11 protein-coding genes are annotated in these 14,954 nt (G+C 59.1%); 5 read left to right on the top strand and 6 right to left on the bottom strand.

What is annotated here, in order from left to right; translation table 11 throughout:
* Positions 1-13 precede the first annotated feature (13 nt).
* Entirely contained in the window at positions 14-241 is a 228-nt protein-coding gene (locus tag VB672_RS20840) for a DUF6894 family protein (RefSeq protein ID WP_329786134.1), read from the bottom strand.
* Between the two features lie 203 nt (positions 242-444).
* On the opposite strand from VB672_RS20840, the gene VB672_RS20835 reads away from it, so the two are divergent.
* Together VB672_RS20835 and VB672_RS20830 are read left to right on the top strand one after the other, a co-directional pair.
* Positions 445-678, top strand: coding sequence for a hypothetical protein (locus tag VB672_RS20835; protein ID WP_329786133.1), 234 nt, complete (start codon positions 445-447; stop codon positions 676-678).
* The gene (locus VB672_RS20830; RefSeq protein ID WP_329786132.1) at positions 675-986 is read left to right on the top strand and encodes a hypothetical protein; all 312 of its coding nucleotides are present in this window, start codon (positions 675-677) and stop codon (positions 984-986) included. The genes VB672_RS20835 and VB672_RS20830 overlap by 4 nt, the downstream gene beginning before the upstream one ends.
* 838 nt (positions 987-1,824) lie before the next feature.
* On the opposite strand, the gene VB672_RS20825 is transcribed toward VB672_RS20830, so the two are convergent.
* Entirely contained in the window at positions 1,825-3,045 is a 1,221-nt protein-coding gene (locus tag VB672_RS20825; protein WP_329786131.1) for an MFS transporter, read from the bottom strand.
* Between the two features lie 129 nt (positions 3,046-3,174).
* On the opposite strand from VB672_RS20825, the gene VB672_RS20820 reads away from it, so the two are divergent.
* Entirely contained in the window at positions 3,175-3,837 is a 663-nt protein-coding gene (locus tag VB672_RS20820) for a TetR/AcrR family transcriptional regulator (protein WP_329786130.1), read from the top strand.
* Between the two features lie 248 nt (positions 3,838-4,085).
* Here VB672_RS20820 and VB672_RS20815 read toward each other — a convergent pair whose 3' ends face one another.
* Positions 4,086-6,470: an ATP-binding protein gene (locus VB672_RS20815; protein ID WP_329786129.1), complete on the bottom strand. Its 2,385-nt coding sequence runs from the start codon at positions 6,468-6,470 to the stop codon at positions 4,086-4,088.
* A gap of 116 nt (positions 6,471-6,586) precedes the next feature.
* Positions 6,587-8,758, bottom strand: coding sequence for a putative bifunctional diguanylate cyclase/phosphodiesterase (locus VB672_RS20810; protein WP_329786128.1), 2,172 nt, complete (start codon positions 8,756-8,758; stop codon positions 6,587-6,589).
* Between the two features lie 539 nt (positions 8,759-9,297).
* On the opposite strand from VB672_RS20810, the gene VB672_RS20805 reads away from it, so the two are divergent.
* A complete protein-coding gene (locus VB672_RS20805; RefSeq protein ID WP_329786127.1) occupies positions 9,298-10,284 on the top strand; it encodes a crotonase/enoyl-CoA hydratase family protein in 987 nt (328 codons plus the stop codon).
* Between the two features lie 231 nt (positions 10,285-10,515).
* On the opposite strand, the gene VB672_RS20800 is transcribed toward VB672_RS20805, so the two are convergent.
* The gene (locus tag VB672_RS20800; RefSeq protein ID WP_329786126.1) at positions 10,516-12,060 is read right to left on the bottom strand and encodes an MFS transporter; all 1,545 of its coding nucleotides are present in this window, start codon (positions 12,058-12,060) and stop codon (positions 10,516-10,518) included.
* A 222-nt stretch (positions 12,061-12,282) separates the two neighbouring features.
* Positions 12,283-13,155, bottom strand: a complete 873-nt coding sequence (locus VB672_RS20795) for an endonuclease/exonuclease/phosphatase family protein (RefSeq protein ID WP_329786125.1) — start codon at positions 13,153-13,155, stop codon at positions 12,283-12,285.
* A gap of 381 nt (positions 13,156-13,536) precedes the next feature.
* On the opposite strand from VB672_RS20795, the gene VB672_RS20790 reads away from it, so the two are divergent.
* On the top strand, positions 13,537-14,871 hold the full coding sequence (locus VB672_RS20790) for an extracellular solute-binding protein (RefSeq protein ID WP_329786124.1): 1,335 nt from the start codon (positions 13,537-13,539) through the stop codon (positions 14,869-14,871).
* The last annotated feature ends 83 nt before the right edge of the window (positions 14,872-14,954 follow it).

Raw genomic sequence — 14,954 nt, 5'->3', positions numbered from 1 at the left:
GTGCCACCCGGGGTCAGTGCAGAATCGGCTCGAGCGGTATGGACAAGAGGATGTTGCCGGACGGATCCGCCACATCGAGCCGCCAGCCCTTCCACGACGCGCCGAGTTGGGTCGACTGGGCGCGGATGTCCTCGATGGCTTGCAAGGCGAATTCGTGGGCCGTTTCAAGGTCGAGGATCTCAACACCCGTATCGTCCGAAATGATCTCGTCACTGTTCACCAGATGAAAGTAGCAGCGCATCCACTGTCCATCATTTCGACAGGCGCAAGGCCACCCGCCAAGCCCGGATCCCCGCGCTATCAGGGGATAAAGATCCCCTCCGGAGAATGTAGTTCCGGCTTGGCCTGAGCCAATTGAACGACATGGTGAGAGGTCCAAAGGGAATAAACCTGCCGGCCCTCCGTTATCCATCGTTCCGGTAATGGTGAGATCAGGGAGGTCCTATGAGCGAGCAGGATCTTTACATCATCTGCCCGTCTGGAGAGGGCTGGGCCGTACGTCTCGCCGACGAGACTCTCGGCCGGTTCGATGAACGGCCGAAGGCCCTTGAGGCGGCTGTCGTGGTGGCTGAGGCTTCAGCTCGTCTCGGGAAGATCTCAGGCGTCGTGCTGGAAGAGGGTGACGAACGAACCTTGGTCTGGGAGGCCGGTCGGGACGCATATTCGAGACTGCTGTGAGCGACGCTACCCTACGCCTGCGGCTCGTTGCGGTCGCACTCGTGTGGCGGAGGCGTCTGGGTCCAGACTTCGGCCGCGAGAGCAAGCATCATTTCGACAGCCTCTCGCACAGCTTTGTCGCTTGCGCTGACACGGGCACTCTCGAGGATCAAGCCCAGACGTCGCCTGCTCGGCCACGGCAACGCAGCCAGGGTGGTCTCAAGATCCAGCCGCGCGACCGCAGACACACCGGCGCGCTGCGCAATCTCGTCGACTTTGGAGGCAAGGGCGCTCAGGTGACCGGCCACATGACTGGAGGAAAGTTCTGATGCGAGTACTGGCATTGCAGTGAAATGGAACTCAAAGGACCTGCTCCCCAGCCGCTCCCACGAGTCCGTCTAACCGTTCTGCGCGGCCGGCGTTCCCCTAAGAGCCTGTGGATTAAGGGGGATGTCGGCGCCTCATTGTCGCATGATCGGTTCTTGGGCCCAGGCACCGCGAGAAGGCGCCGCCGACCAGAAGCGCCAAGCCGCACCCGCACACCCCGTCCTGCTCAGCCTCGATCATAGGTTCTCCCCCTGATGGGCGGGAGAGATGCCGCGTGTTTTGCAGTGGGATTTTGGGGCGGCCGTCTCAGGCGATGAAAGGGCTTCTCATGGGTTGGATTACTGCCCCTGATCCCAATGGAGCCGACAGGCGCCGAAGCTCGCTCCTTCCGGGCCTGATCGAGTTTCGTCGAATTCAAGGCGAACCCGATGCGCCGGATGCATATCAGCTTAGCGATTTGGGAGGTGACAGGTGCCGGTAAGCCTCCCTACCTCAGTTGAGACGCGATCATTCCTCCCGCTCGCGTCGTTCCCTCTGGAAGGACCTTGGTCCCACCTCGGGCCGCTGGAACCAGCGGCCTTTTTCTTTGACTGTCGGCGAGACATCCTCGTCCGAAGAGCAGGACCGTAGCATTGGAGAGTATCTGAACCAGAATTGGGATTCAGCGCATGGCCTTGGCGGGAACTGAAGCCTTCCCGCTGGCATCAGGAAACCATCGCTGTACGACATCTTTTGCTCAGGATGGGTGTTTCCATTCGGCGCAGGTGTTCCGCAGGCGGCTCTCATGCGAAGCGAAATGGTCACCGCCTCGACGTCGTGACGGTGACCTTGTCGTCAGGATCATTCGGCCGGGTTGAGGCTGGGATCCGCAAGACTGTGCAGGCGGGAGCCGGAAAGGGTCTTTTGTCCGAGAAGCACAGTCGTGAATGCGAGGGCGGCCGCTCCCACCGAGACCCAGAAGCCATTGGTTGGTCCATAGGTGTCGACCACCCAGCCCGACGCGAAGGATCCCAGCGCCATTCCGATGCCGATGCCTGTCATCACCCATGTGATGCCCTCCGTGAGCATAGCGGCGGGAACTCGTTGCTCGATCAGACCAAAGGCAGTGATAAAGGTCGGCGAGATGGCGATGCCGCTGAAGAAGACCGCCAGGGCCAGCATGGGCACCGTACCGACAAAGGGCAGCGGCCAAGCGGTTGCGGCCAGAACAGCGAGCGCGATGGCGAGCTGGTGCTGCAGGGCCATCTTCAGGTTCAGCGCGCCGACGATCAGGCCAATGACGAACGAGCCCACCGCATAGACGCCGATCACGAGACTGGCAGCTCCAGGCTGGCCGAGATGTTGAGTAATGGCGACTGCGCTCACTTCAGCGGTCGCGAAAGTCGCCCCAACGAACACCAAGGCGAGGGTAACAATCTGAACCGGCCGCTGCCGAATGGCGGATCCACTCGATATTTCATTGCCCGATCGCACCCGAGGTTCAGTCGAGCGTTGGACGACGAATGCCGTGGCGCCCAGCGCCAGGAAAAGCGTGTTGGCCAGCAGGCCTGCCTCTGGGAACAGAGCAACGCTGAGGCCGACCGAGATCGAGGCGCCGGCGATGTAGACCAACTCATCGGCCGCAGACTCGAAGGCGAAAGCGGTGTTCAATTCCGGCCTGTCGCGGAAGAGTTCGCTCCAGCGCGCCCGCACCATGGCCGGAAAACTGGGCATCAGCGCGGCCAAGAGGGCCGACGCATACAGGGTCCAGACTGGCCAGCTCTGGTTGGCCGCCAGGATCAGCAGGACGAATGCGACGGTTGCAATCGCTGTGGTGGGTACCAGGACACGTGTCTGCCCCAGACGATCGACCGCCCGGGAGATCTGGGGGGAGATCAGGGCATTGGCGAGCGCGAAAACCGCCGAAACGGCGCCGGCAAGCCAATATTCCCGGTGCGTCTGGGACAGCATGGCAACGATGCCGATCGGAGCCATGGCGATCGGCATGCGGGCGAGAAAGCCAGCAGCGGCGAAGCCTTTGGCGCCTGGAGCCCGGAAAATCTCTGCGTAGGGGTTCGACATATCCATCCGTCCTCGATGCTGGAGGGGACGCCACGAACAAATTTTCATACGTGGCGTATGTGAAATCAGATATGTGCATACGGCGCGTATGTCAATTGACATTCGCTTCGTATGTGAGTAGGTTGAGGAATGGTTCGCAGAACCCGCAGCGACATGATTTCCGAAACCCGCACCAAGCTCCTGGCTGCGGGACGGAAAGCTTTTGCCACATTAGGCTATGCAGATGCCTCCATGGACGACTTCACCGCTGAGGCGGGTCTGACCCGTGGGGCGCTCTATCACCACTTCGGTGACAAGAAGGGCCTGTTCCAGGCTGTCGTCTCCCAGATCGACGCTGAGATGACCGAACGGCTCAGGCAGCGCGCGGCTCAGGCTCCCAATCGCTGGGAGAGCTTCATCGAAGAGGGCATCGGCTATATCGAGATGGCGCTCGAGCCGGAAATCCAGCGCATCGTTCTGCGCGACGGTCCGGCGGTGCTCGGCGACCCGTCGTCGTGGCCCAGTGCCGACGGCTGCATTGCGGCTATAAGGGCAAGCTTGGAAGCGCTGCAGGCGGACGGCATCATTCGCGACGTCGATCCTGAGGCGACGGCACGCATGATCACGGGAGCCTCGTGCTACGCAGCCCAGTGGATCGCCAATTCTGACGATCAGCTTGCCACCTCACGCCGTGCCACCGCCGCGTATCGACGGCTCCTTGAAGGATTGCTGCGAACCGATGCCAAGGCGTCAGTCACTGGCCCTACCCATGGCATTGTCATGGAAGTCACCGATACCTTAACTCAAGGGTGACGCGGATCGAGCTGTCCGCAAGGAATGGTGAAACCGATCCTTCCGTTTATACCCGCCGCTTCCCGGTTGAAGTGATCAGCGGCGCCATCTGCATTTGTTTCCGATTTCGTATCGGAGCCTAAGCGGGTATAGCCGCGACACCGAGGCTGCGTGATCCTGAGCTGACCCAGGACCGATGCATCGCCCTCGCACGGATTCAACGATGCTTTCCCGCTGCTTGATCGCTGCGCAAGATACAAACTACGGTCTCATCCCCGCACTGGATTTGCGACGGAACTGGCCAGGTTCACTCCGCTGAAGGATTCTCCCGGCTCCTGACCGAGATGCTTCCTCAACATGCCGTGGGTCCGTTCAAGTTCCTGCGCCAAGTGTTTCACCTGCTCTGCTCCGCTTCGGGCGAGCTCGGCGCTCGTGATGCGTCGCCAGCTGACGCAGATATCGTGGATTGTCCTCGCTCCCACATTGGCAGATGCGCTCTGCAGGCCGTGAGCTTCAAGGCGGAACCGATGGGAGTCGCATGAGGCTGCTGCATCCCGCATCTCGCCGATGAGATGCTCGGCATCGGAAAAGAACTCCTCCACCAGACTGAGAACGAACTCTCTTCCACCCAGTTGCTCCAGTTCCATGAGCACGGTTTCGTCAATGGCTGACGAAGAAGCGGCCATAGAGGCAGCCGGAACTGAGGTGTGCTCGACGGGCACCTGAGCGGGAGGCGAGACGATATATTCCTCGATCGCCTTGAGAAGCGCTGCAGGTTGCACGGGTTTGGTCAGGCAGGCATCCATGCCGGCTGCAAGCGCCTCCGCGGCAACTTCCGGCGTCACGTCGGCCGTCAGGGCGAAAATCGGCGTGCGGGCTTCCTTGGACTCCATGAACCGGAACAGCTTCGCAGCCTCGATGCCGGTCATGACTGGCATGTTGACGTCCAGGATGGCCAGATCGAACCGCTCCTCCTCCAGCGCGCTGAGGGCGTCCTCTCCGTTCGCGACGCAGCGAGCCGTGTGCCCGCCGCGCTCCAGAATTTTCGAGATCACCAATCGGTTCGTCGCATTGTCGTCCGCTACGAGGATCGAGAGAGGACGCGATGCGCGGGGGAGTTCGATCCCACTCGGCTCGCTCCACATCGCTTGAGCCCAGGATGTCTGCGCGGCTGCAGCAACCGCGGCGGTTCGAGCCTCATCTTGTGTGAATCCGAGCGGCAGGATGCTGCTCGCCACATGCATCAAGCCGGATGTCGGGAGAGCGAGCGACGTGTCGGGACGTATCACAACGGGAGGAACGGTGAGGTCTGCGTTCCCGAGTGCTGCAGCGAGGGCATCATCAGGCAGGTCGATATAGTAGAACAGCACGGTTCGGCGATTGCCGTCCCGGCTCACCCACTCGTTCCCCTCAGACAATGTTTGAACGACTGGGACATCGGCTCCACTATTGAGCCGCGGCGCGATCGCTTGGGCAATGTTGGGGTCGGAGCAAACCAGAACCGGTTGGATCGGCCGGGATAGCTGGCGGCCGGATGTCTCCCGATCCGCGCTTCTCATCGGGATGGTGAACCAGAAGCAACTGCCGTGGCCCTCTCTGCTGTCGACTCCAATCTCGCCGCCTAGCGCTTCGACGAGTTGCCGGCAGATGGAGAGACCGAGCCCGGTTCCACCGAACCGGTTGATGATGGTTTCATCCGCCTGAGTGAAGCTCTCGAAGATCTTTTCGCGTGCGTGTGGAGCAATGCCGATCCCGGTGTCGGATACGACAAAGCGAACGAACGCGTTTTTGCTCTCCATCACCGGCTGTGCGGCGAGCGTGACGTATCCCTTGTCGGTGAATTTGATCGCGTTGCCGAGAAGGTTCAGCAGGACTTCCTCAAGATGATACTTCGGTCCGTGAAGCTGCAGCGGCGTTTGAGGGGCGATATGGATCGTCAGGCGAAGATTTTTTTGCTGAGCCTGGGTGAGAACCATGGCGCGGGCGGTGGAAAGAACCTCCATTAAGTCGAAATCAACCTGCTCGATCGGCATCTTTCCCGCTTCGATGCGAGAAAGACTCAAGATGCTGTTGATCTGCCTCAGCAGAGCCTCGCCGGCGGAAGCGATCGTTCGAACGATTCCACGCTGCTCCTCATCGAGGCTCGTCCCCGACATGAGGCTCGAGAGGCCGATGATCGCGCTCAGCGGCGTCCTCAGCTCGTGGCTGACACTGGCGAGAAACAGCGTCTTCGCGCGATTTGCCGCCTCCGCCTGCGCCTTGGCGTTTGAGAGCTTGCGGATGAGCGTACTCGCATAGAGGGGCAATACAATAAGGCTCAGCAGCAGAGTTGCCGAGAGATAGATGTCATCGTGCCATCGGGGAGTCGTGTAGATCACCGCCGTAAAACATACGACCGAGACGCCGAGTGCAATATACAGGAACCGGACGCCAAAGCGGAACCCGTTTCCAAATGTGATCCATAGATAGAGCAAATAAAGGACAGAGGATGTCTCGCCGACGTAGTGGAGCTGAACGGACGCGGTGGCGAGATCGCTGACGATTGCGATGATCCGTCGGATCGTGGACTGATAAGGCCTGACGAGAATATGGATGAAGATCCCGATCGAGATGAATGCGAATATCGTCGCGGCAATCAGCGCCTCGCGCGGCACGGAGGGATTGATCCAGAAAGTATAGGCTGCGATCAGGCTCAAAAAGATGAGCCTGTTCAGGCTCATCTCATGCTCATGATCGGGGCTGTTCTTCAGGCGTGATAGGATCTTGGCTATCACGAACTATGCACCTTTTTCGGCGTTACGTTCTGTTTCGGCAGGAGGTACCGAGGGTTCTCCCTGAGCAATGTCTCGAAGACATCAGACGGAACGGGGCGACTGAACAGGTAGCCTTGGGCCTCGTCGCAGTCGTAATTGAGCAGGCATGCGAGTTGAGGATTGGTTTCGACGCCCTCGGCAACCACTTTCAGCTCAAGGCTCTGAGCCAGGGAGATGATCGTCCTGACAATCGCTTCGTCGCGGCTTCCCGCCAAGAGGCTTGAGATGAACGACCGATCGATCTTCAGCGTATCGACAGCGAAATTCTTCAGGTAGCTGAGCGACGAAAAGCCGACTCCGAAATCGTCGATCGCGATCCGAACCCCGATCTTCTTGAGCCTCTGAAGGACCTCCTTGGTTCGTTCGACATCCTTAAGGAGGCTGCCCTCGGTGAGCTCGAGCTCAAGGAACTCTGGATTCAGCCCAGTCACCTTGAGGGCGTCATCAACAAGCTGGACGATATCCTGGCGAAGAAACTGCACAGGCGACAGGTTGACCGAGATTCCGATTGGACCATGTCCGAGGCTCTGCCACGCCACGGCCTGAGCGCAGGCCTGTTTGAGAACCCAGGCACCGATCTCATTGATTAATCCCGTTTCCTCCGCAATGTCGATGAATGCGTTGGGAGCCGTGAGGCCGAATTCTGGCCTGTTCCATCTCAGGAGCGCTTCCGCCCCAGCTATCGATCCTGTCTCAAGATTGATTTGGGGCTGATAGTGAAGCTCGAACTGCTCTTGAACCACCGCCTTGCGTAGATCGGTCTCCAGACCGATGTTGTTCCAGGAGATGCTGTCCATCTCGGACGAGTAGAAGCGCAGCGTGTTCCTGCCCTCAGCCTTGGCGCGGTACATGGAAAGATCGGCATATCGTAGGAGCTTTTCGGCATCCTGGCTGTCGCGGGGAGCCAACGTGATCCCGATCGTGCAGCCTATTCTGATCTCAGTCTCTTCGAGAAGGAACGGTGCCGATAGGGAGTTGATGATCTTGCGCGCGAGGTCTTCGGCACCGTCCGGAGATTTGATGTTCGCCTGTACGACGACGAACTCGTCACCGGACATTCGCGCCACCAGGTCGTCGCTCGAAACGGTTCCGAGGAGCCGGCTGGTCACCAGTTGCAGCATGCGATCACCCCCGGCGTGGCCGAAGGCATCATTGACAGCCTTGAACCGATCGAGATCGATGAGGAGGATCGCGAACTGGGTTTGTGCGCTGGAGAGTTCCTGCTGGATCCAGTCGTAGAGCATTCGCCGGTTGGGAAGATCAGTCAGTGTGTCGTGAAGCGCAATATGACGCAGGGTGCTTTCGGCCTGCTTTCGCTCGGTGATATCGACCGACGTCGTCAGAACGCTTGTCTCAGTGCCTGAAAATGCCCGCATGGACGTCTTGGTCGTCAGGAAGACACGCTGGGCCCCTGCCGGATCGGTAACGCTTTCCTCGAAACTCACGGAGCTCCTCTGGTCCGTGACGATGGATCTGTGAACCTGGCGGCTGAATTCCGGCTTGTTGCTCCGCAGGACATCGCTCAGCAGCTTTCCCGTCAGGGACTCTGGAGTGGAATTAACGAAGTCGGCGAAATGGGCGTTTACGAAGACGATGCGGCTGTCCTTGTCGGCTGCGCTGATCAATGCCGGGACGGTATCGATTACCTGGGCAAGGGCTTCCCGGCTGCTTCGGACCAGTTCCTCCTGAGAGCGTTCGCTGATGCGAAGTTGCTGCTCGAGGGCCTGGGCGCGTCCTTTGATCTGCTGCTGCTGACGCTGCAGTTTGAGAAGATTGCGGGCCCGGGTGACGAATTCATAATGATCGACGGGAGATCGCAGGAAGTCTGTAGCTCCCGCTTCCAGGGCGCGAAGCCGGAAGGCTCTGTCGTCGTAGGCAGTAATGACAATGATCGGAACATCAATGCCGTTGGTACTGGCCCGAACATGCTTGGTAAATTCCGCTCCATCCATGCCGGGCATTCGAAAGTCGGTGACGATCAGATCGGGGGCGTTGCCCTGGAGCCATTCGAGAGCCTCTACCGGCGACGCGAAGGCATGCACGACCGCGCCGTCTTCGATCTTCTGAGCGAGTCGGGAATAGATGTTGCGGTTGGTGCTTTTATCGTCGAGGATCAGAATAACTGCCATGTGTTGCCCCCGGCACCCCTTGGTCTGACAGCGTGATCTTTGCTTTGAAGTCGCTGAATCGGCCCAGGAATCAACGAAGGCATCAGATCTTTTCGGGCTGACATTCCGTAAGTCGTGCGGACTCTCCTAATGCAAGTGCCGTTTTGCCCTTCTTATGAGCCCCTCTGTTCGTTCGCAGGTCATCGTCATAGTATCTCGTTACTTTATTCTGGAAGATTCTTATGATATTACCATTGAACATACTAATCATATCTCGATGACGTAGGGAATATATCCCGTCTTCTTTTCACTCTTGTGAACTTGGTTAACTTATTTTTTTCGACCGCAAGAAATAAGAGCCTTTGGGCACTACGTGTTCAGGATGCGGCTATTGAATCAATTCGATGAGTGGCGCCTCTCATTAACCAAGTCGCCCGACAAATCTTCCTAGGTACTATCCGACAGGCCGTTAAGGGATCATTATCCTTAAGGAAGGTTGCCCCCGACAGGTGTGCACCGCTCAGCGGCGAGATGAAGCTCGCCGTGCTGATAATTTCTCTATGATGGAGAGCAGGATGCGATCCCCATTGGTCAAAGCCAATGACCAACCCCTTTCCGACGCTAAATCCGTTGAAGATTTTGAAATACCGACCCCAGCGTCTCCCGCTGCGACGCCTGCATCCGGACCTGTGCATTCAGACCCGACAAAGCTAGTTCTGCCTCATATCGACGTTAAACTTGACTTTGCACAGAAAGTATATTGGGCGGCAATGCGCCCGAGCCGACACTCTATGATAACAATAGAGCTCCTAAAGGACATGATGTGCGTACAGGAATCCGTGCGTGCAATCATGGCAGAGGGAAACCGCGAGCAATGTCAGCACCTGGAATACTTCGTTGCCGCATCTCAGACGCCCGGCGTATATAACTTCGGCGGAAACTTGACTTACTTTGCCGATTGCATCCGGCGCAGGGATCGCGACAGCCTGCGGGAATACGCCTATGCCTGCATCGATGTGGTTTATGGAAATGCGATGGCCTTCCATACGCCGCTGATCACGATTGCGCTGGTGCAAGGCGATGCGCTGGGCGGCGGGTTCGAATGCGCGCTCTCGTTTGACGTTCTTGTCGCTGAGAAGAGCGCTAAAATGGGTCTGCCGGAGGTGCTGTTCAATCTGTTTCCTGGAATGGGGGCATACAGCTTCCTGTCACGCAAAATTGGTATGGCGCCCGCCGAGAAGCTCATCATGAGCGGCAAGGTCTACACCGCTGAAGAACTCCATCATCTCGGTGTAGTCGATGTGCTTGCTGAAGACGGCCAGGGAGAGAACGCGGTGCGGGATTATATCGGACGCAACAGACGCAAGCACAATGCTCACAGGGCTATCTATCTCTCGAAGAGGCGGATCAATCCGCTGAAGTATGAGGAACTCCAGGACATTGTCGAAATCTGGCTGGACGCTGCAATGAGGCTGGAGGAGCACGATTTGCGGAAGATGACCCGGCTCGCGGCTGCGCAGGAGCGGCGAATGGTTAGGCAGGATTAGCGTCGTGTCGCGGGCATTTCGATAATTTGACACTCCTACACTTCCGACGAGACCAGAAGGATAGGGTGCTCAAGGAGCACCGTTTTAGGGGATGTCACGCCTATTTCGGCGCCGTGCGCAATCCCCGCAAGCTCTGTCATTCGAAGAGGGCGCGACCACTCAAACGAACCCTGAGCTGATGGACGGCGGGACGTGAATGGCTGTTGGCCCCGGTGCAAATCCTGGAGCAAGTCAAGAGGCTGCAGGATGTCCACTGATATGCGTGCTCGCATAGATCCTGCGGGCGAGACCCGTCAGAAGCAGCAGCGTGACTGAAGCCACGGCGCAACAAGTTGCAAAGCCAAGCGAGAATCCGGTTCGGGCTACTCCGAGCCACGCCGGTGCGGCTTCGCCCATAGTCTTTGCAGTTTCAACCGCACCGGCAAGCGTCGAGGAGACCGCCAACTGCTGAGCGGAGTTGAGCCCGCTCAAGTCTGCGCCGCCCATCGTCATACGGTAAACAAGCGTTCCAAGGCTTCCGAGAAGAGCTACGCCGAGCGCTCCACCGAACTCCGCGCTTGTTTCGGAGATCGCAGAGGCGGAGCCTGCCTGCTCCGGTGGCGCGGCGCCCACGATCAGGCCGGTCGTGGTGAGGATAACCGGCACGAAACCCAGACCAATCAGCATGCTCGCGCCGAGGACACAGACCAGGCTTTCAGCGTAGGCAGCGGCGGCCATCACCGATGTGCCGACGGCATTGACCAGCAGACCAAGGAGGACAGTTTTGGTCGGCCCAAGATGGTTGATGAATCGGTATGCCTGGAAGGACATGATCGTGAAGACGAGGGCGGACGGCACAGACCACAAGGCAGCTTCAAGCGGTGACAGGCCAAGGACCAGCTGCAGAAACAGGTTCTGAAACAGGAAAACACCGAACACGAAAAAGACCCCGGCCAAGTTGACCAAAAGGGACGCGACGAAGGCAGGAATGCGGAACAGGCCGATATCTATCAGCGGATGGGCGAGGCTCTTCTGCCGGCGCACAAATATCACGCCAACCAGCATACCGGCAGCAATCGCGAGCAGCTGGCGTGGTGCGAAACCATCCGCTGCCATATGTTTGAAGCCGTAGATAATCGGCAGCACGGTTGCAAGGGACAGGACTACACTTGGCAGATCAAGTCCTCCGCCGTCCTCGTTCTTGTACTCTGGCAGCAGGAAGGGCGCTGCGATCAGCAGCGCGAGCATGACCGGTATATTGATCAGGAAAACCGAACCCCAATGGAAGTATTGCAGCAGCACCCCGCCGAGTAGGGGCCCCACCAACCCGCCTAAGGCGAAGGCGGTTCCCCAAATGCTGATCGCCCGGGTACGCTCGGACTCGTCCTGAAAGAGGCTGACCACCAGAGACAGGGTCGAGGGCGCAATTGTTGCACCGGCAATACCAAGCAACGCGCGGGCGATAATGAGCTGCTGAGCTGTGCTTGCAAATGCCGCGAGTGTAGACGCCAGGCCGAAGGCGAACGCACCAATGAGCAGTACACGCCTGCGGCCGATCCGATCGCCAAGCGTACCCATCGTCACGAGGAAGCCCGCGACCATGAATCCGTAAATATCGTTGATCCATAAAAGTTCGGAGGCTGTCGGATTGAGATCTGTGACGATAGCCGGCATCGCGAGAAAGAGAACCGACAGATCCATTGAGTAGACCAGACAGGCCGTTGAAAGGATGCAGAGGCCGATCCATTCACGACGTCCAGCAAGCGGCTTGGATATTCCTGTTGTCTTTTCTTGCATTTGACCAGGACTCACCTTCGCAGAGCACGCAATGTCTCTCCATCGCGCAGATTTGGCAAGCTCAAGGTACTCTAGATGCAAGGATCCAGTGCGGCGCCGGTGCTTAAAGGCCTGGAATCTCGGTCTACCGCGCCGACTGGTCTTTCGAGGTGCAAGGGATGTTGGGGATGTTCAGTCCACAGCCCTAAAACCCTTGGGCAGGAACCATCCATGCTGTGCGGGTCAGACGAGTTTGATGTCCACACTGATCAGCTCGTGGTCCGAGATCGCTGTTCCCTCCGTGTCGACAGCGCTCCAGGTCCGGCACCCTGTAACCTCGACGCCACGGGCGAAAAGCCAGTCGAGACGATTGAAAGGAGGCGATGGAGTGCCGTCGGGGCGGGTCCGCTGCGTCGCACGTCCGTCGTTGCAGCTGCTCCAGCTGAAGCCTGCTTCCGCCATTTCGTTAAAGAGCGGCTCGAAGTCTCGGGGATCCTCGCAGGCTTCGCGCAGGGCGGCGGGACCGGTCGGAAAAGCGTCTGTGTTCAAGTCGCCGCCGATCACGGCCGGTGCATCACCGATCTCGGTTCGGAGCGCTGCCAGAAGGCGCTGGATCTGAAGCGCCCTGGTCTGCCGCGTGCTCCGACTTTCCAGGTGAAGTGAGACGACCCAAAGGGGATATGGCGCTGACGTGATCCTTGCAGCGATCGCCATGCGCCCACCCAGGCGACGTTGATCGGCGTCGCTGTTGCAAAACCAAGTTCCACCCTCGTCCAATGGGACGACAAATACATCTGAGAGCCGGCTCCGGCTCATGATTGCATTGCCATGCAGGCTGAGCGTGTTGCTCTGCCCAGCATGCCAGCGCATTTCTCGGCTGTCGCCGAGACCCAACTCCACGAACTCGACGGCGAAGGCGAAGCCCTGCTGCAAGGGCTCGGCGAGATCGTGGACGGTATGGCGGTTCCCCGAGCGCGCCATCCCGACGTCCATTTCCGACAGGAGTGTTACATCCGCACCGACAGCTTCCATCAGGCGACGGGTGGCCCGGTCGTACTTACACCGCTCCGCGTTCCAGGCTGCAATCCTGATCGACGATCCGAGCGGAGAAGGCAATGGAGGCTCCGTGAGCTGAATTGCATGCAGGGCGGGGACCCGCGATGCGATCTGATCGTGCGCATTCCGGGTTGCGGGAGCCTGTCGCGCCAGGGCGAGGTCGGAGACGGAAGTGGGCGGGAGGATCGGACAGGTTTGCTTGATGATGTCGCGCATGACGTGTGGAACGGACAATGAATGGTGATGGAAGTACCAGGTTGAAGACATCCTGTTCGTGACAGCCTGATGACATCAGGTCCAATGCCGTCAGGGGAGCGGATGGATGCGGCCGGGCGGCTTTGTCATACTTGCTTCATGCAAATTTTGCCTTGTCGTCACTGAGCGGCCCTATCGAGGCGCGGTCAATGCCAGAGTTCCACGTCACGACTTAAGAGGCAGCACATGAACCGCATTCTTCTCACAGGCGCGACCGCTCTCGCGCTTTTCTTCTCAGGTGCCGCACAGGCGCAGCAGCGAATCAAGGTCGAACTCTGGCAGGGCCTCACAGGTGACCTCGGCAGCGCCGTCGAGGAAGTTTGCCAGCGCTTCAACGAGTCGCAAAAGGAATTCGAGATCTCTTGCCCGACCCAGGGCTCTTACGACGCCGCCGTCCAGAACGCCATCGCGGCGTTCCGCGCCAAGAAGCAGCCGACGATCGTGCAGGTCTTCGATGCCGGCACGCTGGATCTCATGCTCTCCGATGCTTTCGTCCCGGCTCGGAGGCTGATGGAGGAGAACGGCTATAAGATCGACTGGGCCAACTACTTCCCTGGAATCGCCAATTATTACGCCTCGGGGAAGGGCGAGCTCTTCTCCTTCCCCTTCAACTCGTCGACTGCTCTGTTCTACTGGAACAAGGATGCATTCGCGAAGATCGGCAAGTCCGAGGCTCCCAAGACTTGGCAAGAGGTCGAGGCCTCCGCACGGGCGCTGAAGAGCGCCGGCTACGGGTGTCCTATGGCGATCAACCATGACACCTGGACGCTCCTCGAGCAGTTCTCGGCCATCCATGGTCAGCCGATCGCGACCAAGGACAATGGTTACGGCGGCCTCGATGCCGAGCTGGTGATCAACAAGACCAAGTTCGTCGACTACATCAAGTTCATCAAGAAGGGTCTCGACGAGGGGCTGTTCAAGATCAAGCTGCCGGAAACCGGCGCGAACATCGTTCAGGCCTTCGCTTCGGGCGATTGCCAGATGATGATGTCGTCCGTCGCCGATCACGGCACCGTCGGCAAGACCGCCAAGCCCGAGATGCAGTGGTCGGTGGCGATGCTGCCGGTTTTGGAAGGCACCAAGCGCCTCAACTCGCTGGTGGGCGGCGCCTCCCTGTGGGTGCTGAGCGGCAAGTCGAAGGACGAGTATCGCGCTGCGGCAGCCTTCCTGAACTTCATCGCGAAGCCCGAGTCCGAGCTCTTCTGGTCGACCCGTACCGGCTATATCCCGGTCACGAAGACAGGCTTCCAGCACCTCAAGACCCAGGGCTTCTACGACAAGCCTCAGTACAAGGGTCGCGAGCTCGCGCTCGAGTCGCTGACGGCCACCGAGGTCACGCCCTTGAGCCGCGGCATTCGCCTTGGCGGATTCATCCAGATCCGCAAGGAGATGCGAGATGCTCTGGCGGACATTTTCGCCGGCAAGGTCTCTGTCGAGGAAGGCATCAATGCCGGGGTCGAGCGCTCCAACGCAATCCTGCGCCGCTTCGAAAAGACGTACGCGGGCAAGCAGCTGCTCTGACGAGCCAAGCCCTGCTGACTGCCGGCGCACCTCAGGGAGCGCCGGCACATCAATGGTTCGGCCGGATACCTGCTTCGGCCCGG

The organism is Microvirga sp. CF3016 (assembly GCF_036314085.1).
Lineage (GTDB): Bacteria > Pseudomonadota > Alphaproteobacteria > Rhizobiales > Beijerinckiaceae > Microvirga.
Note: the sequence above shows the minus strand (reverse complement) of the source record. Positions and strands in the feature narration are given on the sequence as shown.

Coding starts and splice junctions, on each gene's coding strand:
- VB672_RS20840 (WP_329786134.1), bottom strand. CDS start 241: ATGCGCTGCTACTTTCATCTGGTGAACAGTGACGAGATCATTTCGGAC.
- VB672_RS20820 (WP_329786130.1), top strand. CDS start 3,175: ATGGTTCGCAGAACCCGCAGCGACATGATTTCCGAAACCCGCACCAAG.
- VB672_RS20810 (WP_329786128.1), bottom strand. CDS start 8,758: ATGGCAGTTATTCTGATCCTCGACGATAAAAGCACCAACCGCAACATC.
- VB672_RS20800 (WP_329786126.1), bottom strand. CDS start 12,060: ATGCAAGAAAAGACAACAGGAATATCCAAGCCGCTTGCTGGACGTCGT.
- VB672_RS20805 (WP_329786127.1), top strand. CDS start 9,298: ATGATGGAGAGCAGGATGCGATCCCCATTGGTCAAAGCCAATGACCAA.
- VB672_RS20790 (WP_329786124.1), top strand. CDS start 13,537: ATGAACCGCATTCTTCTCACAGGCGCGACCGCTCTCGCGCTTTTCTTC.
- VB672_RS20835 (WP_329786133.1), top strand. CDS start 445: ATGAGCGAGCAGGATCTTTACATCATCTGCCCGTCTGGAGAGGGCTGG.
- VB672_RS20825 (WP_329786131.1), bottom strand. CDS start 3,045: ATGTCGAACCCCTACGCAGAGATTTTCCGGGCTCCAGGCGCCAAAGGC.